The organism is Brevibacillus ruminantium (assembly GCF_023746555.1).
Classification (GTDB): Bacteria; Bacillota; Bacilli; order Brevibacillales; family Brevibacillaceae; genus Brevibacillus; species Brevibacillus ruminantium.
In genome coordinates, this window is the sequence record NZ_CP098755.1 from 2,110,441 (window position 1) to 2,131,906 (window position 21,466).

The window sequence follows — 21,466 nt, forward strand, 5'->3', positions numbered from 1 at the left end:
CCCTTACCCGTAAACACATTTCCTTAAGGGGAGGAGTGTGTTTATCGTCGGAGGGGTTTTCTTTTTATTTGTCTTTTCAAACGATTCGGTCAACAGAAAAAACAGAGAAGAAAGAGGGTCTGGCAAATGGTAAAGAAATGGCTGAATGTCGTAGCAACGGCAGCTTTGTTGTCTACGGTCGTGGTGGCTGGTTGTTCTTCCGGGGATTCGGGAACACCTAGTGCAGGAGCGGGTACAGAAGGGGGCGGCTCCAAAGCAAAAGAGCTGGGACAGATTGCGCTGTACTCACCTGAAACACCAGATATGACCAAAGAAATTGGACAAAATTTTGAAAAGGCTTTCAAAGGTTCTGCTATTAACGTCCAGTACGCTGGTACCAATGTTCTGGTAAACCGGATGATCGCGGAAAAGGATAATCCGATGGGGGATGTCTGGTACGGCGGAGGAGGTTTCCTGCCATTTGAATCAGCCAAGGACAAGGACATTATCACCGCTTACATACCCGAAGCGATCAAGGATTGGCCGGAAGTGCGAGACGGCATCAAAATCAGGGACAAGGATTGGAAATGGATTGGTGCTGAGGTATTCGTACTCGGCTTTGTCTATAACACAGACCTGGTAAAACCGGAGGACGCCCCGAAGACATGGGATGATTTGCTCGATCCAAAATGGAAGGGGAAGCTGCAAATGCCGAACCCGGCCGCATCTGGGACGGCGACACTCACTGTTCTTAGCCAACTGATGGATCGCGGAGAAGAGCCGGGCTGGAATTACTTTAAAAAGCTGGTCGATCAGATGAGCGCCATGCCAGACTCCGGCTCCTCACCAGGGAAGGCAGTTGCCAAAGGGGAAGCTGAGGTCGCCATCGCCTTTGACTTTATGGCCTATGAAATGAAGGCAAAGGGTGAAAAGGTAGACTTCATCGTACCGGAGAAAACACCTGTGATCGTCAACCCGGTATCTCTTGTGCAGGACGGGCCTAACCCTGACGGAGGTAAAGCGCTGATTGATTACTTGCTCTCCAAAGAAGGACAGCAGACACTGGCAAACTGGTATCATATTCCGATTTCCCCAGAGGTCGAATCAAAAACACCGCTCAGCCTGGAGAAGGTCATCCCGCACGCGCAGGAGCTTGATGTAGATTGGGTGGTGCAAAACTACGATCGCGTCCGGAATGAATGGCGCCAAAAATTCCAATAAGGAGGTTCTTCCATGGGGTCGGTTAAAATTGAAAACCTGCATAAATCGTTTAACGGAATCGCCGCATTGGAAGATGTGAGTCTGGAGATCCGGGAGGGCGAGTTCTTCGCCCTTCTCGGACCGTCCGGATGCGGAAAAACGACGACCATGCGATGCGTAGCCGGATTTGAGAATCCAACGTCCGGCAAAATCTATATCGGAGATCGGGATGTAAGCAATATCCCGGCCAACCAGCGCAATTGTGGAATGGTTTTTCAAAGCTATGCGCTTTTCCCACATCTCACCGTGTTTGAGAATGTGGCCTACAGTTTGCAGGTCCGCCGCTTTTATCAGGGAGGACTGGGCACAAAGCTGTCAGTTCTCGGCGGTATGTTGAACCGCAAATTGGGCAAGGTGGACAAGGATACAGAGAAAAAAGTTCGAGATTCTCTCGATTTTGTAGAACTGGGACATCTCGCTGACAGGCTGCCTGGACAGCTCTCCGGTGGGCAGCAGCAGCGGGTTGCCCTGGCACGAGCCTTGATCATGGAACCAGCGGTGCTGCTCATGGATGAGCCGCTTTCGAACCTGGACAAAAAACTTCGCAATAGCATGCGGGTGACAATACGCCGGATACAGCAAAAAGTGGGGATTACCACCATATTCGTTACCCATGACCAGGAAGAAGCGATGAGCATGGCTGACCGGGTAGCGGTCATGCAGGGAGGAAAGCTGGTCCAGGTGGATTCGCCTACAGCTTTATACAGCAATCCGTGTTCCACGTTTGTAGCCGATTTCGTTGGATCATCCAATATTTTCAAGGGTATGGTTAAATCCTCATCGGACCAGGGAACCGTGCTCCAACTGGACGGCGGCCAGTTGATCAGATCCTCATTTGGTACGACGCGTAGCGAGGTTGAAGTCATCATTCGCCCGGAAAGCATCATGCTCACAGCAGATCAATCGGAGAAGGAAGCGGCCAATTCGCTTGAGGGTACGATCACGATGTCAACGTATCTGGGGCCGAGCATTCGTTATGACGTTCAGGCAGGAAACCTGCAATTTGAAGTGGACAAGACATTTGAAGCCGGTACACCCTTGTTTTCTCCGGGTACGAAGGTGAAGCTGTCAATTGATCCCAATCTCGTGGTGATTCTATGATGAAGCGACTGGGACAATCCATTAACGGATTCACGGTGTTGAAATGGTTGATCTACCTGTTCTTCTTTCTCTTTTTGCTGGTTCCGTTGTTTTCGATCCTGCTGGTCAGCTTTACAGGCCAGCCGATCAATATCTTCGGGAGCTTCGTCAGCCAAAAGACATTGGCAAAGACGATGGAGAAATTATCCCATATTTCCCTGGATGCGTATTCCTCGCTCTTTCAAGGAAAGGGGTACTTTGATGCCCTGATCAACAGCTTGAAGCTGAGTACCGGCGTCGCTTTGCTGGTAACGATCGTCGTTTTGCCGATTGCTTATGCTTTTGCACGGACAAAAATGCCTTGGAAGCCGCTCTTTGCTGCGTTGTGTACGATTCCGTTGGTGGTACCCACTTTTATTTCCTCCTATGCATTTATGCTGATGTTCGGAAAAACGGGTTGGGTCAACCATATCTATCAAGCTCTGGGTGGACAAGGTGTGCTCTTTGACATCCAGTCAATGCTGGGAATTGTGCTGGTGCAGGTATTTTATTTCTTTCCGTATGCCTTATGGCCAATGGTAGCTGCTTTTAAAATCAGCGATTTAACCTTAGAGGAAGCATCACAAAACCTGGGTGCTCACGGCTGGTATACATTCCTGCGAGTGACAATGCCGCTGGCGATGCCGGGGATTGTCTCCAGCATGCTACTGATCTTTACCGTCAGCTTTTCCGATTTTGGAACGCCGATCATCCTTGCTCCAAAGGACCTGAACCTGATTGTCGTGGAAGCCTACAGGGAAATGGCCGGGTTCTTTAACTGGGCGGGTTCCGCTGTGCTAACTGTAATCATGCTGCTGGTGGCCGCCTTCTTCTTCTGGCTGCAGCGACTGGTTGTGAAAGGCAAAGAGTATGGAACCATTTCCGGCAAGCCGACACGTCAAAAACTGAACGATCACAAGGGAGTGGTCTCGGTTCTGACCACGTACTCATTTTTGGTCGTGCTGGTTCCTTTGTTGGGCGTCGGTTCGATTTTCCTGTCATCGCTGGCCACTACATGGGGACGTCATGCGTTGCCCGATGGTTATACACTGAGCCATTACCTGACAATCTTCAGCACCTCTCATAAAAATATTATGAACAGTCTGCTGCTTGCAGGTGGGGCACTGATTCTCAGCGTCATCATCGCGACGTTTGTCTCCTATTTTGTCGTGCGGCGCAATTCAGCCGGTCTTGATTTCGTCTCGTCAATTCCGCTGATCGTGCCAGGGATCTCACTGGGGATTGCGCTGATTCAGACGTTTAATACAGCTCCGCTCAAATTGACCGGAACAGCACTTTTACTGATCATTGCCTATACGATTCGCCGGATGCCGTACATGATCCGCTCTACAATGAGCTCGATGATGGCGATCCGAAAAGATATTGAAGAAGCGGCAGTCAATCTGGGTGCATCCAATCTCTTTGCAGCTATCACGGTGATTGGTCCGCTGATGGTGCCGGGGATTGCAGCCGGGGCGATCCTCGTGTTTGTCACCGTGATCAAGGAGACCAGTATCTCGCTATTGTTGGCTCCAACAGATTGGGCGCCGATGAGTCTGGCCGTATTCCAAAATCTCTTGCGGGGTGAATATTACACCGCATCTGCGATGGCCATTTTGATTGTTGCGATTGTAGTCGTGCTGCAATATCTGGCCAAAAAACTGACAAAAGACCAACTGTACTAAGGAGGGACAACCGTGAAAGGATTTATCTTTGACCTCGATGGTACAGTTTATCTGGGTGACCAGTTGATCGAGGGGGCAGCAGAGGCCATACAAACTCTGAGATCGCGTGGAGACAAGGTGGTATTCTTGTCGAACAAGCCAATCGCCACCCGACAATCCTACGCAGACAAGCTGACCCAGATGGGAATACCGACGGCTGTGGAGGACGTACTCAACTCCTCCCTGATCGCGGCCCGGTATTTGCAGCAGGTGATGAAGCCGGGGGAAAACGTACTGGTAATCGGGGAGCAGCCGATACGCGACGAACTGTTGGCGCACGGCATTCAGCTTTGCGAAGATCCGATGGACGTCCAGTACGTGGTCCTTTCCTGGGATCGACAGTTTACCTACGACGGGTTGAACAAGCTGTTTCAGGCCGCCATACGCGGAGCCAAGGTGATCGCGTCCAATCCGGATCGCACCTGCCCGTTGGAGGATGGACAGATTCCCGATACCGGAGCCTTTATCGGTGCCCTGGAGGGAGCGACGGGACGGCCGATTGATCTGGTGGTAGGCAAGCCATCCCCGATTGCGGCGGAAGCTGCCGTACGCCATCTCGGGTTGGACTATTCCGCTTGCTATATGGTCGGAGACCGACTGGAGACCGATATCAAGATGGGGAATGATACCGGCATGAACTCTGTCCTGGTATTGACCGGAATATCGACGAGGGCGATGGCGGAGAAAAGCCCGTATAGCCCGCATCACATTTTGAACAGCATTAAAGAAATTGTAAGTCTCTAAGATAAGTGATGCTATAATGGGAGCAACCAAACACCATATGGAGGGCCTTGGATGTATCCTATTGTAGACCTTGTCGAGAATGAGACGATTGCGGCCGTACAGTCCGAATCAGATCTGGAGGCGGCGCTTGAAAGCCCCGTCAATATGATTTTTTTATTGACCGGTTCCATTTTCAATATAAAAGAGCTGGTGGACCGCACCAAAGCGGCAAATAAACAGGTCTTTCTGCATATGGAATTTATAGAGGGGATTGCGCCAGATAAAAGCGGAGTGGGCTATGTAGCTAAAAATATCGCGCCAACCGGTATCATCTCTACGCGAAGCAATCTGATTCGCGTGGCGAAAGAGATGGATCTGATGGCCATACAGCGCATTTTCTTGATTGACCGAAATGCCGTGACCAAAGGAATTCGGGTAGTGGAGCAAAGCTTGCCCGATGCTGTCGAGATCATGCCGGGTGTTATGCCTCGGGTCATTCAGGAGATGACGGAGCTGACCCCTTTGCCCATTATTGCAGGAGGGCTGATCGGCACCAGGCAGGAGATCAATGAAGCGCTGGCAGCGGGTGCGCTGGCCGTATCGGTTGGAACAAAAGAGCTTTGGTATTTACCTGAATAATTGAAGAAAAGGGAAGAGATGAGGAGATACCCCTTTGAAGAGACAGCGTGCTGATGGAGCATGCGGTCTTTTCATGGGGTTTTTTGATTTTGGGAAAACGTCCGGCAGCCTTGCCGGAGAGGAGGCTAACCGTGGAAAACCGATTTTCAGCACGGAACAGACAAAATGATTTGGAAGACATGTCCGCGAATACGCTTGATCTGCTTGTCATCGGGGGCGGAATTACGGGAGCGGGGATTGCCTTGGATGCGAGCAAGCGGGGCATTCGGGTAGGACTGGTCGAGAAAGCAGACTTTGGCTCGGGAACCAGCAGCCGTTCGACCAAGTTGATCCATGGAGGATTGCGGTATTTAAAGCAGGGAGAGGTAAAACTCGTCCAGGAGGTAGGACGCGAGCGAGCCATTCTGTACAAAAATGCTCCGCATCTCGTCATCCCGGCTCCCATGCTGTTGCCGATTTACAAAGGGGGCACTTACGGATACTGGGCTTCATCTATTGGCCTGTACATCTATGATTGGCTAGCCGGAGTAGAGCGGAGGGAGCGGAGGAAGATGCTCGGCAAGGAACAGACCCTTTCTCATGAGCCGTTGCTCAAGAAAGAGGGACTGAAAGGCGGCGGGCTTTATTTTGAGTACCGGACGGATGATGCCCGTCTGACGCTGGATATACTGAAAACGGCCGTTGAACAGGGGGCCAGAGCCGTAAACTACGCTGAGGCAGGAGAATTTTTGTACGAAAATGGAAAACTGGTTGGGGTATTGGTAACAGACCGTGTGACCGGAAAAACGTATCCGATCAGAGCAAAGCATGTGGTCAATGCGGCAGGACCGTGGGTGGACGGGGTCCGCAACATGGATGGCTCGTTGCACGGCAAACGGCTCTATCTGACAAAAGGCGTCCATCTGGTCGTCTCCACGGAGAAATTGCCTGTGCAGCAAGCAGCTTATTTTGATACGCCTGATGGACGGATGGTATTCGTGATTCCACGTGGCAAAGTAACCTATATCGGGACGACGGATACCCCGTATAATCATTCCATCGATAAACCGCGAACGACGGAAGAGGACCGGGATTATTTGTTGTATGCAGTAAACAGCATGTTCCCCGCAGTCAGCTTGCAGCCTGACGATGTGCTCTCTAACTGGGCCGGTCTGCGCCCGCTGATTTACGAGGAAGGCAAAGGACCGTCTGAGCTATCACGAAAAGATGAAATCTTTCACTCGCCCACCGGTCTGATTACGATTGCGGGCGGAAAACTGACGGGCTTTCGGAAGATGGCGGAAAAGGTTGTGGATCTGGTCGCGCAGAAGCTGCGTGAACAAGAGGGAAAGAGCTATCCCGGATGTTCGACAGACACCATCGTGATCAGCGGCGGGGAACGAAATGGCTACCAGCATTATGAGGACTGGAAACAGGAAATGCTGCGCCAGGGCGTGGAACGCGGGGTGGATGCCGGTACCGCTTGGGAATGGATCGAGACCTACGGTACCAATACTTTGCACATATACAAACGGATTTCATCAGAGCGGCAGCAGGATGAGAGACTGCTGGCCGCCCAGATACAGTACGCGATTGAAGAGGAGAGGACCGTCCACGCTCTGGACTTTCTGCGACTGCGAACAGGCTGGACGTATTTCCAACTGCAAAAAGCGGAAGCACAGAAGGAACAGGTCATCCGACTGATGGGAGAGGAGCTGGGCTGGTCCGATGAAGAGGCGGCCAAACAGCTTGAGGCGGCCAATCAGTACCTCGAATCGCTGAAAAATTTGCCGTCAACAGAAGCGGAGCTTTCCTAGAGAGAAACGGGCAGCCAGACGGGGAAGGGATCATCGCCTTCAGTCGGTACCGCTGAGCCGAGCCTCAAACGGCGACATCCTGGTTCCGCTTGCACTGGAAAAAATTATCCGCCCGGCCAATTGACTTTTCACAGATATGCGTTACCATTTGTGAAATATCCAGGAAAGAGGGCGGGCGTGATGAAACTATCGTTTGATCATCTTGTACACTTTCTTTACCGACCTCCTGTGGAGGCCGGGGTTCGTTTGCAGCAGGTTGGGTTTCACACTACGGCAGGCGGACGTCATGAGTCTTGGGGAACCTGCAACAGCTTGAGCTATTTCGGTTTGTCGTACGTCGAGTTTTTGTCTGTGGAATTTCCGGATGTTGCCGCCGTTGCAGAAAATCCCCTGGTGCGGCAGTTGATTTGCGACCAGCATCTGGGCGAGGGTATGGGGCAGATAGCGCTGCGCACGCATGAGATTGAGCGTTGGGCGGAACACTTCCAAAGGCAGGGCTATCTGGTAACAGGTCCGCTTTTAGGCAGCAGAAGACGTGACGATGGCAGTGTGATCCAGTGGAAGATGCTTTTTGCCGAAGAGCCGAACAAAAATAGGCGCATCCCTTTTCTGATTGAGTGGGCGGACACCGATGAGAACCGTCTACATGACCTGAGTGGACGTGGAGTCATTGCCCCGCACCCCAATCATGTTCGAGAAATTTCGTATATCGCTATCGCTGTGGAAAAGCTGGACGAGGCAGCTCAAGCATGGCAGGACTGGTTTGGGATGGATGTGGGAGAGGCCTTTCATGACGAGCGGTTAGAGGCGATTTGCCGGCGGGTTCCATGCGCGGGAGGAGATCTGCTCCTCTGTCAGCCTGTTGGTGCTGGAATCGTCAAGGCCGCTTTGTCGTCAAGAGGAGAGCGTCCTTTCCTGATCCGCTTTGCCGGATCTGATGCGGGGCAAAACGAAATGATCTTTGGCAGCAGATATGAGTGGTAAATAAAAACGTCAAGATGTTTGAAACCCCCGAAGTGAGGGAAGTTTTTCACAGCAAAAAGAGCAGGCCCCGGTACCACAAGAGGGATCTGCTCATTTTATCTTTCCGCGTGTCAAGTCCGCGCTGCTTTTTTAACAAGCTGTCGGTACATATACAGCATAGCCAGCCGCCAGGGCAGAATCATGCCGTATGCCAGGACAAAGAACAAACCACCTGTTTGCATGACGGTAAAAGAATCATTGACCCACAGCTTGATCAAGGTCCGTACGACCAACACACCTAAAAGAATCAGAAAAAACGCTCGCGAGCGTTTAAGATAAACCTCCTGGCCCACGAATTCAAAGCGGGAGGTGACAATCAGCGGAATGGAGAGGACCATCCCCGCGAAGAAAGCGATCAAATGGTAGACAAACGGCGTTGCCGTTTCCGGAAAATGAAACATTGCAAAACCGGTAGACATGAACAAGGGCGGTAAAATAATTCGGCGTGCAGAGATAGGCTTTTTCTGCGCCTTCAATCGTAAAAACATAACGGCAGTCGCCATCAGTAACGGGATTAGCATCCCGAGAGCGCTCGATGACAGGATGTGCATGAAAGATGCTCCTCCTTACCTCAGGATGCTATTAGTGTACACCATTTTTTTCGAAAGAGGGAAGTAGACTTTTGGCTTTTCCGTGGCATCATGCAGCGGCAGGTTCGTCTGTTTCCCTGACATCCAGCTTGTGCTTTTTGCTGTAGTACATGGTCAGGGCAGCCATGAACAGGGTCAGCGTGCCGATTCCGATCATGTAGCCTGACACACCCAAGAGATCAAGGCCGACCCCGGTCGTCCCTAGAGCGATGAGGAAAAAGGCGCGGTCCAGCATACTTTTAAACGAGAAAAAGCGGCCTTGCTGGTTCTCGGCCAACCGACGCTGGAAAATGGTTGTCGTCACCGGGAAAAAGAAGGCAACGGTAAATCCAAACAGACCAAAAGAAGAGAGAACCATCAGACGGCTTTCTGCAAAAGACATCCCGTATTGAGAGATGGCGAAAAAGAAAAGCAGGAGTGTCGAGGCCGCAATTAGATTGCGCCCGCCGATCCAGCGCTTCGCGAGCAAACCTCCGAGCAGGATGCTGGTTCCCTCTACGGTGTAGATCCAGCCCATCAGCTCGGGACTTCCCTGAATGTTGCTGAAATTGAGCACCAGAAGGTTGAAGCCGCCCAGAAAGAGTGTGATCAAACCCGTATTGAGCAAGGCAACAGAGAGGGCGTGATCTTTTTTGATGATCGTAAACACTTCTCGAAATTCTACTTTTTCTTTTTGCTTTCGCACATCAACCGCCGGTATGCGCAAAAATCGGGTCACGAAGGCCAGCATTAAATAGGCCGCAAGCGAGAACAGGTACAGGCTGGACAAATCCATCGATGCGACGAGAATGCCCCCCACGGCTGTTCCGCCAATCCGGGACAACGTGGAAATGTTGAGATAGACACTGTTGGCCTGCAACAATTCCGCAGGAGTCAGGATGGCAGGCAAAGACGATTGCACCGTCGGAAAGTAAAAAGCAGCAGACGCCTGCATGATGATCAGCGATACGATCATCCACGACAGGGAGCCGTTGGCAATGGCTGGCAGCATGCAAATCGGGCTCAAACATCGAACGAGACTCGCCCACAGCATAATCCTTTGCTTGTCATGACGGTCGATCATCACTCCGGCCTTGGGTGACAGCAGGATGCTGACGATCAAACCGCTCATCAGGACTAATGCCTTCACCGTATCTGAAGGGATCAGATGCTGCATGAACTGGAGGTTCGCGATGATGGAAATCCACATCCCCGCACCGGCAATCACTTCCCCGCTCATGAGCAGGAGAAACGTACGATTGCGCCACAACATGTTAGATACTCCCCCAGTCTAGTCAAATTATTTTTATAGATTCAAACAGTATAGCATTTGCCCAAAATTTTGTATATTGATCCCGCGCTTCCGAATGCAGGCTGCAAAGGTGGGGTAATCTAAGGCTGTCAAAAGTGATAAAGGGAGTACGGGATGAAAAAAAAGCAGGTTTTGCTTGTCTTGCTGGCTTACAGCTTTGCAGCCACATTATCGGTATTTTACGGCTTGGTCGAAAAACGAAGTCTGTTTGTCACGTTCGTCGCATTTCATTTGCTCGTCTGCCTGCTGGTTCCGTTGCTTCACGCCTGGTGGGAAGGGGAACTGTCGGTTCAATGGAAAAAGGCCTGGAAGAACGATGGATTTTCAGGAATTTCTTACGGCTTGGCGGTGGGCGCGATGCTTTTCATCGGGATCATCACGGGCGCTTGGCTTCTGCTGCAGGGGCAGATTCACGCGGTCCGGATCAGGCAAGCAATGGAAACTTGGGGACTGACATCACAACTGCTACTCCCGTTTTCTCTCTACTTGGTGTTGATCAATTCCCTGCTGGAGGAACTGATGTGGCGCGGCTTCATCCTGGAGCGTTTGTTGTCGACGCTTACCCGTTTCCAGGCTGTTTTGTTGAGCAGTTTTTTTTATAGCCTTTATCACCTGATTATCGGCGTTGTCCTGTTTGGATTGGTCTGGGGAGCACTTATCACCGGATTGGTTTTTATGACGGGAGCTTTATGGGGGTGGATGAAGAGATGGTACCCGTCCGTCTATGCGACCTGGCTCAGTCACCTCCTGGCAGATTTGGGGATTGTCGTCGTCTTGTATAGTTGGGTTTACTAAAGCCAAAGGGGGCGGACTGGATGGAACAGGATTTTGAAAGGGCCAGGCTGCGGAAGAGATTGCTTTCTGCCTTGAGACAAAATACAGAGCCTTTGACGCTGTTTTATGATACCTACGGGTATACGGCAGTTGAGCCGCTCTTATCGTATATTCGAACGCTAAAGGGTTGCAGCCTTGTCACGAGGGAGGATCTCAGGCAGGTCGTAGAGTTGGACCCCGCTCAGCAGATCGAATGGGATGGAGGAGAATTGATTCGGGCCACCTTTGGATTTTTGCCAGGGCCGAAAAAAGCAGGAGAGGAAGTAGAGCCGCCGGAGAGGCTCTACTACGCTACGCATCGGAAGCTGCTCGGACAAATCGCAGAGGGCGGTTTGTTGCCGATTGCCAGCGACCTGGTCCAACTGTTGCTTACGCCTCCTGATGTTTCAGAGCGTGTGCGAACCCTGGTCTTATTGGAGGTAGAAGCGCGGAAAGCATGGGAGCTGGGCATTCGCTTTTTTTATGATGGAGGGCCGTATTATTTTTCAGAAGCGATACCGGCTGCTTACGTATCGGAAGCAGGGTTGCGGGTTCGTTCTTGATTGCGCTCATCAAGCCTGCGAAGCCGTTCAGCGACGACTTCCGAGCGGTCGCGAAGGGTATGTTTGTGCAAAAGATAGTCATTTTCCAGATCGCTTTCCCGATCAAAGGACAGACCTCGTGCCAGCGATAGCTGTCGGCAGGCAGCCAGCAATTCCGGATCAGCAATCGGCAAGCGAATGCTGTGGTAAGGCTTGTGTGCCTCTTGCTCGGCCTGGATCTGGATGAGGGTATCCAGCATAGCAGCGTGATCGAGGCCGAGGCGTTCGATCTGCTGTTTTTCTCGCGTTACGCCGTCGATTGCACTGCGCATCATTTTTCCGGCACCGGCAAAATTGCCCCTGCGCTGATGGTAGAGAGAGACGGCAATCTGGATCAACGCGACCCAGACGGCTTGCCGTTGTTTCGGCGGACTTTCCTTCCAGTACTCCTCCAAAATTTCATGGCACTCAAAATAATCCCGCTCCGCGTGAAAAAGGATCAGGTATTCCAAATAGGGTTTCGGATACATAGGTTTACCTCGCTCTTTTGTTTTCCGTTTTACCTATGTACAATTATAAAGAGGATTTCGAAGGAAAACGAGGTGCTGGAGCAAATGACCAAAAAGGAAATTATGGCGGTCTTGGAAGAAAAGCAGTTGACCGATATTATCGAGTTGATAGAAGACGCCGAAGCCGGGGAATTAGAGGAGCTTGAACTGGTGGAGAGTCTGGGGCTGCTCATGGACGAGACGTTGAATCGGGAAGTGATTCAGCTACTGGAGAGCCTGGGAGTCACGATCATCTATGTAAAAGAGGAAGACTTTGAGGACGAAGACGAAAACGAGGATTGATCAAAGAAGAACCAACCGTTTGCTACGGATTGGTTCTTCTTTTTGCTCACGCTATTTTTGCGTCCAGACCCTGTTCTTGTTCCGGGTAGCAGGAAATTTTTCGCCTCTGCCCAGTTCAATAATCATCGGGTCCTGGACACTGGCTCCCGTCTCTCCAATTTCCATGTAGACGGCGTTTTTGGGAGATTTCTCGCCTTCACGAAAACGGCTGCGCTCGCCCAACCCAGTCACCCCGCTTTCTTCGGATTGATGGGACAACCATAGTATTTGTTCGCGGTCCTCTGTTCATCCTGAGCGTACGTATTGACGGTACATTCAGAATTGAATTACGATTGAAATTAAATGATATAGGGGAGGTTATTACGTGCTTCGCCTGTCTTTGCAGAAAGAATCGAATGTGTCGTACCATGAACAGTTGTACCAGCAAATCGCTTCGGCGATACGAAGCGGTGAATTGCCTTCCCACGCACAACTGCCCACGGTTAGGGATCTGGCTGCACAGCTCAAGGTGAACTATAACACAATCCGCAGCGTCTACTTGCGATTGCAGCAGGAAGGCCTGGTTGATTCCAGACAAGGGAGGGGCACCATCGTCAGCAATGTCGTCAATGACCCTTTGCTGACGCGAAATCCTGCCCATCTGGCTCTCTTGGCCAAGGAGACCATCCACAAAGTTAAGGCAATGGGGTATTCGATGGATGAGTTTACCCGGGTCCTTTCCGTCGTCATGCATGAAATCAATCAGTTTCCCGTGCTGTTCATCCGCTTTACCGAACTGGAGCTGGCTGAATACCTGAGACTGGTCCAGTATCACCTGCCCAGTGCCATGGTGGAGGGGCGAACGCTGGAGGAATTTTGGGAGTGGCTGGAGCAAGAAGGAGAACCCGTATTGTATGCGTACAAGGCCATCGTCACTCATCCTTCGGTCAGCGCGAGGGTGAAGCAAGCTTTGCCGCGTGAAGCGCCCCCGATCGTCAGTCTTGATTTCATTCCTGACCCGACCACGGTAATCCCGGCTATGGAGGCCTATCCACGGCATACCATGGTAGGTCTGATCTGCGCGACGATTCGCGGGGCGGAAGGCATGATCCACGATCTCCACAACGCAGGTATTACCCATCTGGATTTGCGCACCATCGAAGCCAATCATCCCGATGTGTTCGATCTGATTGCCAACTGCGACGTTGTTTATATCTCAAAACCGGGCTATATGACGCGACCTCACCTGTTGACGCTGCCCAAGGTCAAGGAATTCCAGGAAATCCCCGATCATCACGGAATTCAGGAATTGCGCAAGATTGTGACACAGTGAGGACATAGACGACTGTCATAGGAACAAACGCTGATTTTCCCAATGAATAGTCAAATGTACCGTGCCGAAGGCTACTCCCCGACATATTTTGTAACTGTACGAATGACGGAGGGGGTGAAGCGAGTGAGCTGCGGATGCAAAAAGTCTTACGGCCATTGCTTTCACAAGAAGTGCTGTAAAAAGAAATACTACAAGAAAATGTGCTATCTGAAACCGGTCTACAAATACGACTGCCATACTTATGGCGGTCACGGTGGAGGCCACAGAAAAGGTTGGGGCGGAGGCTACGGAAGTGGTTGGGGCGGAGGATGGGATTCCTCCCACTCTAGCTCTCACGGTGGCTACTGACATCATTATTAAAAACGGCACTTGACAGCAAGCCCCCTCGATAGGGGAAGAAAGAAAAAGCAGCAAGGCATAAAGCGCGGGTAGAAGCTGATGTGAGCAGGCAGCTTCTGCCCGGCGCTTTTTCTTATGGAAAAAAGAGGATTGATCCAGGGGAAGGCCGAAATGAGTAGGGAAAGGGGTTTGAAGGGAGCGGTCAAAACATGTTGGCAGGGATAACGGTAGTCGATTTTTCGCGCCATCTTCCCGGACCGTTTTGCACCATGAGATTGGCAGACCTGGGAGCGGAAGTGATGAAAGTGGAAACACATCCCTCCGGGGACCCTGGACGAACGATGGGACCCAGAGTCGGAAAAACAGGCGCCCTGTTTCTGAGCACCGGCAGAAATAAACAAAGTATTGCCCTGAACTTGCGGACCAGTGAAGGAAAAGAGCTGGCATTTGCTTTGGCCAGCCAAGCGGATGTGGTGGTCGAGAGCTTCCGGCCGGGTGTGATGAAACTGCTGGGACTTGATTATGAAAGCATTTCCGAGCAGCACCCCTCGACCATCTATTGCTCCCTGACGGGGTATGGTCAAAGCGGGAGCATGCAGCAGTTGGGTGGCCATGATCTGAATTTTCAGGCAGTAAGCGGACTGCTATCGGCGATTCGCGATGAAGAGGGAAGACCGGTCGTATCCGAGGTGCCGATTGCTGACTATGCGTGCGGTCTGTACGCTGCTGAGCAGATTTGTGCCGCCCTGGTCAAGCGATTTCGAACCGGACAGGGAAGCTATCTCGATATTTCTGCCGTGGATGCGTTGGCCCCCTGGATGGGGATGCATGCACTGTTCGCAGGAATAGGAGAAGAGGAACGAGAAGTGGCCCGTTTTTTTAAAGGGCATCTGGCGTACCAGATTTTTGAGACGGCAGACGGAAAATACGTAGCGCTGGCTGCCCTGGAGGAAAAATTTTGGCTGAATTTCTGCAGGGCTGTTGGCAGAGAGGACTGGGAAGGCTTGCACGGAGCGCGCAAGGAGGATTTCCCCGAAGTATTCGAGGAACTAAAGGCGCTGTTTCTGTCACGGATACAAGCTGAGTGGAATGAACTGGGCAGCGAAGTGGATTGCTGTCTGACCGCCGTAGAAGAAATGGACACCTGGCTCTCAAGTACATACGTGAAAAGTCGACAGGTAGCCGTCCCTTTGCCGCTGGGAGAAGCCGTGTTGACCTGGCAGATCCACTCTGGACAAGAATCGCTTATGCGGCATGAATCGTCAGCAGCCCCGCCACCGGTGTACGGCGCCCATACGCGTGAAGTGTTGACTGCCAAGCTAGGATTGTCACCGGCAGAGTTGAATAGGCTGGAGAAAAACGGTGTCATACCGATTGGATAAAAAAAGAGGAAGGCGTGATCCTGATGATGCAGCAGTCACAAGCTCAGCCGCTCTATACAGAGCTTGCGGAGGATATATTTACCATTACTCTGAATCGGCCACGGGTACTCAATGCGCTGACTTTGGAGATGTTTTCACTGCTGGGAGAGGCGATTGCCGAAGCTGCCTTGGAGGAGCGGGCCCGCGTGGTTGTTTTGCGCGGTGCGGGCGGTCATTTTTGCTCGGGTGCTGATTTGAGCGTACTGGGCATGTTGAGTGAAGAGGATCAGGCGGAACAAGCCCTTACTGTCGTAAATGCGTTTCTTTTGCAGCTTCATCAGATGAACAAGCCGGTCATTGCCCTAATTGAAGGGGTAGCGGTAGGGGCAGGCCTCAATCTGGCGCTCCATGCTGATTTTGTCCTGGCTGCCAAAGATGCGGTGCTGCAGGAGCCATTTGTCCAAATCGGTCTGACTACGGATTTCGGTGGGACGTATCTGCTTCCCCGATTGGTAGGCCTGGCACAAGCGAAGAGGCTGGCATTGCTCGGAGAAAAAATCAGCGGCAGTCAAGCCGAAGCGATAGGGCTGATCTACAAAGCAGTGGACCGTGCAAACTTGGACACGGAGGCAAATCAGTTGATCGCTGCGTTGCGCAAGCTGCCGAAACAAGCATGGGCAACGACAAAAGAGGGTTTGCATCGCAGCCTAGAGATGGATTTGGCGCAGTCGCTGGCGTGGGAAAAACAACAGCAGCCTGCATTGATTGCTCATCCAGAATTTCAGGCTGTCATCCGTCAGCGTCTCAGCAAAGGATAAAAGAGGCTGGTAATTTTATCCGTTGAGTACAACCGAAACCTGTGGTAAAGTAATAATCAACAAGATCCTGCGATGTGCGTTAGGCTTAAAATGTTTCTAACCTTATACGTTTTATCTGGGAGACAGAACTTCACGGATATGTCAGGCCCACCTCCCCCTGGGACGCATGGGAAGGCAAACACGTGGACGGGTCACCCACCTGTGTGAGCGCAGGTTATAGAAACATGAGGTCGGACGGCAGAGCGGGGGTTTTCTTGTTCAAGCCTACCTGATACATAACGATCCCCTTGCTGTGACTGCGGTCGCCAGCAAGGGGATTTTTGGTATGTCTGCTATTGGATTTGGGCATTGCCGGAGTTGCTGGAAAAGTTGTTTCCTCCGCCAGAACCTTGATTATTGTTGTTGCCGGCACCCTGGTTCTGCTGATCGCTGTTTTGGACGATCGTCAGGCTGTGCTGCAGCGTTTGGGTATCCTTGGCATCATGGAGGATTTGATACATCTGTAAAAAGTTTGCTTTCTGACCCTCGGGAATTCCCTTGATCCGAACGGTCAATTCCTGGGGAGCGTTTTGCTGTTGATTTGGGTTGCTCCCATATCCACCTGTGTTTCTTTGGGTCTGATCACCGAAGCTCTGGTCTTCCAGAAAGCTGAGAAACATGGAATCATTGTCATTCTGCCCTTGCCCATCTTGCGAGGAGGAAGAGTTCCCCCCCTGTTGATTGTTGTTGCCCTGTTGTTGATTTCCCTGCTGCCCGCTTTGGTCTGGTTCAAAAAGGACGCTGAATTCATTCAGGTCCGTCTGGATGATCCCGATGACGTTCATCCCGATCCTCCTTATTCATAAAATGGTGCATCAGCCCGGGTGTTTACTGTGATGGACACCGCGATGCTGCAGATAATTGTGGTAGAAATACTCGACGATCGCAATCGCAAATGCCGTTAAAAAGATGCCGGACAGACGGAAGGGCTGCGCAAACATAGCACATGACAGCCAGAAAAGAACGAAGCTAAGTCCGAAATCAGCTGTGCTTGCAAACGTGTTATTCGTGCGGGGAAGCAGGTACAAGTCTCCGATCATATAAGAGATCAAACTGATGATGACGCTGGCAACAAGCGCAAACATCAGCGACGTTCCCGACCAGATCAGTCCCGGTACAGCAACGATGCCATTGGCTAAGAGCTTAAGCAGGATGCTCAAAAATGAGCACCTCCTTTCCTGCTCTTAGTATGAACTTAGGTAGTCTTGCTATTCGCATCCATGGCATACTGGCGATGATTCTGCTTCAGTTGGCGAATGATGCGTTCGTCAGGCGTGACATAGAGCGTCCGCTGCTGTTCATAGATGACATATCCGGGTTTGGAGCCGCTTGGTTTTTTCACATGCTTGATCAGGGTGTAGTCAACCGGGACTTGGCTGCCCTGCTGGGCCTTGCTGTAGTAGGCAGCGAGTATGGCGGCCTCGATCAATGTCTGCTCAGAAAACTCACGCGAGCGAATGACGACGTGAGAACCGGGGATATCCTTGGTGTGAAGCCACGTATCGCCGGGAGAGGCGAGCTTGTTCGTGAGATATTCATTTTGTTTGTTGTTTTTTCCCACGAGGATCAGTGTGCCGTGTGTAGACAAATAGGGGTCCAGCTCAGGACGCTGATCTTTTTTCTTTTTGCTCGAACGCTTTTGCCGATTGCGGACATAGCCCTGTTCGGCCAGCTCCTCCCGAATTTCCTCGGTTTCCAGAACGGTTGCGTGCTCCAATTGGACCAAAAGACCGTCCAGATAAATCAATTCCTCCTGCGCTGCGGAAATTTGTTCGGCGACAATGCTCAAGCTGTTTTTGGCCTTGTTATACCGTTTGTAGTAGGCCTGCAGGTTTTCCGAAGGGGTCTTCAGCGGATCAAGCGGGATGCTTACGGTTCCGCCGGCTTCGTCATACCAATTCACGGTGACCAGCTCCCGATCCCCGCGTTTCATCAGATGCATATTGGCTGTGATCAACTCGCCAAACAGACGGAATTGTTCCGCTTCCTGGGCATCGAGCAGCGTTTGTTCCAGCTTTTCGATTTTTTTGGCGTTCTTGTTTCGTTCGTTGGTAACAATCCGGATCAGGTCGTGGACCTTTTGCTTGACCGTATCGCGCTGAGCCTTTCCTTCAAAATAGCTCTGGAGACATACGCTGGCAGTGGGATAATCTGTAATCTCGGCGTCATTCAGATGTGTCAGGGAAAAGACGTGAAAATAGTCTTTCTCCTTGGTCATGACGGTTACGGGGCTGTACTCATGACGGGCAGCGCACTGCATGACTTCGGAAAAAGCCTGCCACAAGGCTTCGCGGGTCGGCAAACCGGCGCGATGAAGCACCTCTTTTGCCAGCAGCGGACTGATTCCCGTGAATGTGTCGACAAGCTGTTTATCCAGGCGTCCGCCATTCCAATCCAGCAATTGGATAAATGCCTGCTGCGACACCTGCAGCGGGTTGTGTTTTTCCTGACTGGGGGGAGTGATATAGGGTCTGCCGGGCAGAACTTGCCGGTACTGACTCAGGGCGAGCGTCACATGCATGGCGCTGTCCAAAATCACGCCGGTATCAGCGTCAAGCAAAATAATATTGCTGTGCTTCCCCATGATTTCCACGACAATCCGGCGGCGGGCTGTATCCCCCAGCTCATCACGCGAGCGGATATTCAGGTGGACGATCCTTTCCATGTCAACCTGTTCGATCGATTCGATCACGCCGCCTTCGCAATGCTTGCGGAGCAGCATGCAAAACATGGGGGCCTCCAGCGGGTTGGTGAACTCCTCGGTCGTCAGATGAAAACGTGGATACGTTGGGTTTGCCGAGAGAAGCAGCCTTCCGGTTTCTTTCTGGGAGCGTAATTGAAGGACAATATCACTGTTATGGGGTTGGTGGATTTTTGCGATCCGCGCCCCTTCAAATCGTTTCAACTCATGAACAACGGCACGAGTTACCATTCCGTCAAAAGCCATTGCTACTCACCTCATGATGGTTCTTTCGCGCGAGCGGGCAATAAAAAAGATAATTTTACGTTCTGCGCCAGTCAAGTGTAACATAATCATCGACCCTGCGATATAAACGTACGGAAAGCTCCCTTTGGTTGACACTGCAAAGAGTTGTCTCCTATAATGAATTAACGATTTTACGACAATGGAAGTGATGTCCATGGTCCGAAGCATGACAGGGTACGGCCGAAAAGAAACCTTGTATGGTACACTCCGATTGTCTGTGGAAATGCGTTCGGTCAATCATCGCTTCTCCGAGATCATCATTCGGCTGCCCAAGGCCTATGGCATACTGGAAGATCCGGTGCGCAAGCTGGTTGCCGGATACATCCGCCGCGGCCGGGTCGATGTGACGATCTCTATCGATGAAATGGCTTCCACGGAAGCGGAGTTTCAAGTAAACTGGGATATTGCCGATGAGTACGTAAAAGCTGTGCGAGAGATGAACGAGCGTTTTTCTTTGAGCGAGTCGCTCTCTGCCAAAGACTTGCTGCAGCTGCCTGGTGTCATGACCAGCAAGGAGATGGATGAAACTCTTCCGGAAGATTTTCAGGAGCCGTTGCTTGCGGCGGTGGGAGAGGCAGCCAAAGACCTGCTCGTCATGAAAGAAAGGGAAGGGCAAAAGCTGCAAGAGGATCTCATGAAAAGGCTTGCCGAGATCAGCGCCTGGACAAAAGAAATCGCAGAAAGTGCTCCTGGAGTTGTGGAGGAGTATCGGACGCGGCTGCAGCAGCGCGTGAGTGAGTGGGCCAGAGGCGTTCCTCTGGATGTTGACGAGCAGCGACTGGCGCATGAGGTCGTTTTGTTCGCCGAGCGCAGCGATATCAGTGAAGAGGTGACTCGACTGGAGAGTCATTGCGCCCAGTTCTCCGAACAGCTTGCTTCGGATGAAGCAGTCGGGCGAAAACTCGATTTTTACTTGCAGGAGATGAATCGGGAAGCGAATACGATCGCATCCAAGGCGAATCATCTGCCAATCCAGCGGTTAGCGATCGAGATTAAGACAGAATTGGAAAAGATGAGAGAACAGGTACAAAACATCGAGTAGCGATGAAGGGGTGGGCGGTGCCGACATGGCCATCAAGCTTATAAATATTGGTTTTGGCAACATCGTCAATGCCAACCGGATTATTTCAATAGTCAGTCCTGAGTCCGCACCGATCAAGCGGATCATCCAGGAAGCGCGGGATCGCAACATGCTCGTGGATGCTACATACGGTAGAAGAACCAGAGCAGTCATCATTACAGATAGCGACCATGTCATTTTGTCAGCGGTTCAGCCGGAAACGGTTGCACAACGGTTGACAAACAAAGACGACGAATCGGACGAATAGTGCAGGAGTTGAAATCATTCATGAGTGATAGGGGTCTCCTTCTGGTTCTCTCAGGGCCGTCAGGTGTGGGGAAGGGAACCGTCTGCAAAGCGCTTCGCGAGTGCATGCCGGATCTCGTTTATTCTGTCTCTGCCACTACGCGCGCTCCTCGCGTGGGAGAAGTTGAGGGAGTAAACTACTTTTTTACGAGCAAGGAAGATTTTCGCCAGATGATCGAGCAGGATCAACTGCTTGAGTGGGCGGAATATGTGGGAAATTATTACGGGACGCCGCGAAAGTTCGTGGAAGAGACACTGGACAGCGGGCGCGATGTCATTCTCGAGATCGAAGTGCAGGGAGCCCTGCAAGTAAAGAAAAAATTTCCGCAAGGTATCTTTCTTTTCCTGGCTCCTCCTGACTTGGCCGAACTGAAAAATCGGATTGTCGGCCGTGGTACGGAGACGGAGGATACGATCCGCCATCGCATGGAGATGGCTCGGACCGAGATTGAATTGATGGATCAGTACGACTATGTTGTAGTGAATGATCAAATTGATTGTGCCTGCTCACGTATTCAATCGATCATTACAGCCGAACATTTAAAAAAGGAACGGCAAATCCACAAGTTTCGCAAATGGTTGAAGGAGGTTGAATAGATTATGTTATATCCGTCTATTGACAAATTGACTGCACAGGTTGAAAGCAAATACACACTGGTGACTATCGCTTCCAAACGGGCTCGCCAAATCCGCGAGAACAGCGCTCTCCAGGTGGAGAAGCCCAAATCGAAAAAGTTTGTCGGTCAAGCACTGGAAGAATTGATCGGTGATCATTTGGTTCACGACGTTACAGACTCTCGCAAATAAGCGGATTGTTACCCGCGTACTCGCTTTCCAAACAACCTCACGCAGGTTGTTTTTTTTCGGACGGGAGGATTACGTTACCTAAAGAGGA

The 21,466-nt window shown here is 51.4% G+C and carries 24 protein-coding genes and 1 other RNA gene; 18 read left to right on the plus strand and 7 right to left on the minus strand.

Annotation, left to right across the window (positions count from 1 at the left end):
* Positions 1-126 precede the first annotated feature (126 nt).
* From NDK47_RS10285 to NDK47_RS10315, 7 genes are all read left to right on the plus strand, one after another.
* Positions 127-1,200 carry an extracellular solute-binding protein gene (locus tag NDK47_RS10285; RefSeq protein ID WP_251874730.1) on the plus strand — a complete coding sequence of 358 codons (1,074 nt, stop codon included), beginning with the start codon at positions 127-129 and terminating at the stop codon, positions 1,198-1,200.
* Between the two features lie 12 nt (positions 1,201-1,212).
* On the plus strand, positions 1,213-2,340 hold the full coding sequence (locus NDK47_RS10290) for an ABC transporter ATP-binding protein (RefSeq protein WP_251874731.1): 1,128 nt from the start codon (positions 1,213-1,215) through the stop codon (positions 2,338-2,340).
* Positions 2,337-4,043 (plus strand): ABC transporter permease, encoded by a 1,707-nt coding sequence (locus tag NDK47_RS10295; protein ID WP_251874732.1) that lies wholly within the window; start codon positions 2,337-2,339, stop codon positions 4,041-4,043. The genes NDK47_RS10290 and NDK47_RS10295 overlap by 4 nt, the downstream gene beginning before the upstream one ends.
* Positions 4,044-4,055: 12 nt before the next feature.
* Positions 4,056-4,826, plus strand: coding sequence for an HAD-IIA family hydrolase (locus NDK47_RS10300; protein WP_251874733.1), 771 nt, complete (start codon positions 4,056-4,058; stop codon positions 4,824-4,826).
* Positions 4,827-4,877: 51 nt separating this feature from the next.
* Positions 4,878-5,444, plus strand: coding sequence for a glycerol-3-phosphate responsive antiterminator (locus tag NDK47_RS10305; protein ID WP_251874734.1), 567 nt, complete (start codon positions 4,878-4,880; stop codon positions 5,442-5,444).
* A gap of 131 nt (positions 5,445-5,575) precedes the next feature.
* On the plus strand, positions 5,576-7,240 hold the full coding sequence (locus NDK47_RS10310) for a glycerol-3-phosphate dehydrogenase/oxidase (protein WP_251874735.1): 1,665 nt from the start codon (positions 5,576-5,578) through the stop codon (positions 7,238-7,240).
* 180 nt (positions 7,241-7,420) lie between these two features.
* Complete coding sequence (locus tag NDK47_RS10315) at positions 7,421-8,224, plus strand: VOC family protein (protein ID WP_251874736.1); 804 nt, start codon at positions 7,421-7,423, stop codon at positions 8,222-8,224.
* Between the two features lie 110 nt (positions 8,225-8,334).
* Here the strand turns inward: NDK47_RS10315 and NDK47_RS10320 are convergent, their stop codons facing one another.
* Both NDK47_RS10320 and NDK47_RS10325 read right to left on the minus strand, forming a co-directional pair.
* On the minus strand, positions 8,335-8,814 hold the full coding sequence (locus NDK47_RS10320; RefSeq protein ID WP_251874737.1) for a CcdC family protein: 480 nt from the start codon (positions 8,812-8,814) through the stop codon (positions 8,335-8,337).
* A gap of 88 nt (positions 8,815-8,902) precedes the next feature.
* Positions 8,903-10,105 carry an MFS transporter gene (locus tag NDK47_RS10325; protein WP_251874738.1) on the minus strand — a complete coding sequence of 401 codons (1,203 nt, stop codon included), beginning with the start codon at positions 10,103-10,105 and terminating at the stop codon, positions 8,903-8,905.
* A 153-nt stretch (positions 10,106-10,258) separates the two neighbouring features.
* Between NDK47_RS10325 and NDK47_RS10330 the strand changes: the two genes are divergently transcribed.
* Together NDK47_RS10330 and NDK47_RS10335 are read left to right on the plus strand one after the other, a co-directional pair.
* The gene (locus NDK47_RS10330) at positions 10,259-10,939 is read left to right on the plus strand and encodes a CPBP family intramembrane glutamic endopeptidase (protein ID WP_251874739.1); all 681 of its coding nucleotides are present in this window, start codon (positions 10,259-10,261) and stop codon (positions 10,937-10,939) included.
* A gap of 20 nt (positions 10,940-10,959) precedes the next feature.
* The gene (locus NDK47_RS10335; RefSeq protein ID WP_251874740.1) at positions 10,960-11,520 is read left to right on the plus strand and encodes an RNA 2'-phosphotransferase; all 561 of its coding nucleotides are present in this window, start codon (positions 10,960-10,962) and stop codon (positions 11,518-11,520) included.
* Here the strand turns inward: NDK47_RS10335 and NDK47_RS10340 are convergent.
* Entirely contained in the window at positions 11,484-12,029 is a 546-nt protein-coding gene (locus NDK47_RS10340) for a DUF309 domain-containing protein (protein ID WP_251874741.1), read from the minus strand. The genes NDK47_RS10335 and NDK47_RS10340 overlap by 37 nt on opposite strands.
* An 84-nt stretch (positions 12,030-12,113) precedes the next feature.
* On the opposite strand from NDK47_RS10340, the gene NDK47_RS10345 reads away from it, so the two are divergent.
* Positions 12,114-12,350 carry a hypothetical protein gene (locus NDK47_RS10345; RefSeq protein WP_251874742.1) on the plus strand — a complete coding sequence of 79 codons (237 nt, stop codon included), beginning with the start codon at positions 12,114-12,116 and terminating at the stop codon, positions 12,348-12,350.
* Positions 12,351-12,401: 51 nt separating this feature from the next.
* Here the strand turns inward: NDK47_RS10345 and NDK47_RS10350 are convergent, their stop codons facing one another.
* A complete protein-coding gene (locus NDK47_RS10350) occupies positions 12,402-12,572 on the minus strand; it encodes a YjzC family protein (RefSeq protein WP_251874743.1) in 171 nt (56 codons plus the stop codon).
* Positions 12,573-12,714: 142 nt separating this feature from the next.
* Between NDK47_RS10350 and NDK47_RS10355 the strand changes: the two genes are divergently transcribed.
* The 4 genes from NDK47_RS10355 to ssrS all read left to right on the plus strand — a co-directional run bounded on the left by NDK47_RS10355 (position 12,715) and on the right by ssrS (position 16,433).
* Positions 12,715-13,662 (plus strand): GntR family transcriptional regulator, encoded by a 948-nt coding sequence (locus NDK47_RS10355; RefSeq protein WP_251874744.1) that lies wholly within the window; start codon positions 12,715-12,717, stop codon positions 13,660-13,662.
* A gap of 548 nt (positions 13,663-14,210) precedes the next feature.
* A complete protein-coding gene (locus tag NDK47_RS10360; RefSeq protein WP_251874745.1) occupies positions 14,211-15,383 on the plus strand; it encodes a CaiB/BaiF CoA transferase family protein in 1,173 nt (390 codons plus the stop codon).
* A 23-nt stretch (positions 15,384-15,406) separates the two neighbouring features.
* A complete protein-coding gene (locus tag NDK47_RS10365) occupies positions 15,407-16,180 on the plus strand; it encodes an enoyl-CoA hydratase/isomerase family protein (RefSeq protein ID WP_251876097.1) in 774 nt (257 codons plus the stop codon).
* A 61-nt stretch (positions 16,181-16,241) separates the two neighbouring features.
* A non-coding RNA gene (ssrS, locus tag NDK47_RS10370) (6S RNA) lies at positions 16,242-16,433 on the plus strand.
* Between the two features lie 79 nt (positions 16,434-16,512).
* On the opposite strand, the gene NDK47_RS10375 is transcribed toward ssrS, so the two are convergent.
* From NDK47_RS10375 to NDK47_RS10385, 3 genes are read right to left on the minus strand one after another with little or no spacing between them, the layout of a single operon-like run.
* Entirely contained in the window at positions 16,513-17,004 is a 492-nt protein-coding gene (locus tag NDK47_RS10375) for a hypothetical protein (RefSeq protein WP_251874746.1), read from the minus strand.
* Between the two features lie 30 nt (positions 17,005-17,034).
* Positions 17,035-17,379: a DUF2512 family protein gene (locus tag NDK47_RS10380; RefSeq protein ID WP_251874747.1), complete on the minus strand. Its 345-nt coding sequence runs from the start codon at positions 17,377-17,379 to the stop codon at positions 17,035-17,037.
* A gap of 35 nt (positions 17,380-17,414) precedes the next feature.
* Positions 17,415-19,166: an Rqc2 family fibronectin-binding protein gene (locus NDK47_RS10385; RefSeq protein ID WP_251874748.1), complete on the minus strand. Its 1,752-nt coding sequence runs from the start codon at positions 19,164-19,166 to the stop codon at positions 17,415-17,417.
* A 193-nt stretch (positions 19,167-19,359) separates the two neighbouring features.
* On the opposite strand from NDK47_RS10385, the gene NDK47_RS10390 reads away from it, so the two are divergent.
* From NDK47_RS10390 to rpoZ, 4 genes are read left to right on the plus strand one after another with little or no spacing between them, the layout of a single operon-like run.
* Entirely contained in the window at positions 19,360-20,247 is an 888-nt protein-coding gene (locus tag NDK47_RS10390) for a YicC/YloC family endoribonuclease (protein ID WP_251874749.1), read from the plus strand.
* 25 nt (positions 20,248-20,272) lie between these two features.
* Entirely contained in the window at positions 20,273-20,533 is a 261-nt protein-coding gene (gene remA / locus NDK47_RS10395; protein ID WP_003386147.1) for an extracellular matrix/biofilm regulator RemA, read from the plus strand.
* A gap of 20 nt (positions 20,534-20,553) precedes the next feature.
* Positions 20,554-21,168, plus strand: a complete 615-nt coding sequence (gene gmk / locus NDK47_RS10400; RefSeq protein WP_251874750.1) for a guanylate kinase — start codon at positions 20,554-20,556, stop codon at positions 21,166-21,168.
* A 3-nt stretch (positions 21,169-21,171) separates the two neighbouring features.
* On the plus strand, positions 21,172-21,378 hold the full coding sequence (gene rpoZ, locus NDK47_RS10405) for a DNA-directed RNA polymerase subunit omega (protein WP_251874751.1): 207 nt from the start codon (positions 21,172-21,174) through the stop codon (positions 21,376-21,378).
* Positions 21,379-21,466: the final 88 nt, after the last annotated feature.

Bases quoted from the DNA above. Each gene is read 5' to 3' on its own strand.
- NDK47_RS10285 (WP_251874730.1), top strand. From the start codon at position 127: ATGGTAAAGAAATGGCTGAATGTCGTAGCAACGGCAGCTTTGTTGTCT.
- NDK47_RS10290 (WP_251874731.1), top strand. From the start codon at position 1,213: ATGGGGTCGGTTAAAATTGAAAACCTGCATAAATCGTTTAACGGAATC.
- NDK47_RS10295 (WP_251874732.1), top strand. From the start codon at position 2,337: ATGATGAAGCGACTGGGACAATCCATTAACGGATTCACGGTGTTGAAA.
- NDK47_RS10305 (WP_251874734.1), top strand. From the start codon at position 4,878: ATGTATCCTATTGTAGACCTTGTCGAGAATGAGACGATTGCGGCCGTA.
- NDK47_RS10315 (WP_251874736.1), top strand. From the start codon at position 7,421: ATGAAACTATCGTTTGATCATCTTGTACACTTTCTTTACCGACCTCCT.
- NDK47_RS10320 (WP_251874737.1), bottom strand. From the start codon at position 8,814: ATGCACATCCTGTCATCGAGCGCTCTCGGGATGCTAATCCCGTTACTG.
- NDK47_RS10325 (WP_251874738.1), bottom strand. From the start codon at position 10,105: ATGTTGTGGCGCAATCGTACGTTTCTCCTGCTCATGAGCGGGGAAGTG.
- NDK47_RS10330 (WP_251874739.1), top strand. From the start codon at position 10,259: ATGAAAAAAAAGCAGGTTTTGCTTGTCTTGCTGGCTTACAGCTTTGCA.
- NDK47_RS10335 (WP_251874740.1), top strand. From the start codon at position 10,960: ATGGAACAGGATTTTGAAAGGGCCAGGCTGCGGAAGAGATTGCTTTCT.
- NDK47_RS10340 (WP_251874741.1), bottom strand. From the start codon at position 12,029: ATGTATCCGAAACCCTATTTGGAATACCTGATCCTTTTTCACGCGGAG.
- NDK47_RS10345 (WP_251874742.1), top strand. From the start codon at position 12,114: ATGACCAAAAAGGAAATTATGGCGGTCTTGGAAGAAAAGCAGTTGACC.
- NDK47_RS10360 (WP_251874745.1), top strand. From the start codon at position 14,211: ATGTTGGCAGGGATAACGGTAGTCGATTTTTCGCGCCATCTTCCCGGA.
- NDK47_RS10365 (WP_251876097.1), top strand. From the start codon at position 15,407: ATGATGCAGCAGTCACAAGCTCAGCCGCTCTATACAGAGCTTGCGGAG.
- NDK47_RS10375 (WP_251874746.1), bottom strand. From the start codon at position 17,004: ATGAACGTCATCGGGATCATCCAGACGGACCTGAATGAATTCAGCGTC.
- NDK47_RS10385 (WP_251874748.1), bottom strand. From the start codon at position 19,166: ATGGCTTTTGACGGAATGGTAACTCGTGCCGTTGTTCATGAGTTGAAA.
- NDK47_RS10390 (WP_251874749.1), top strand. From the start codon at position 19,360: ATGGTCCGAAGCATGACAGGGTACGGCCGAAAAGAAACCTTGTATGGT.
- remA (WP_003386147.1), top strand. From the start codon at position 20,273: ATGGCCATCAAGCTTATAAATATTGGTTTTGGCAACATCGTCAATGCC.
- gmk (WP_251874750.1), top strand. From the start codon at position 20,554: ATGAGTGATAGGGGTCTCCTTCTGGTTCTCTCAGGGCCGTCAGGTGTG.
- rpoZ (WP_251874751.1), top strand. From the start codon at position 21,172: ATGTTATATCCGTCTATTGACAAATTGACTGCACAGGTTGAAAGCAAA.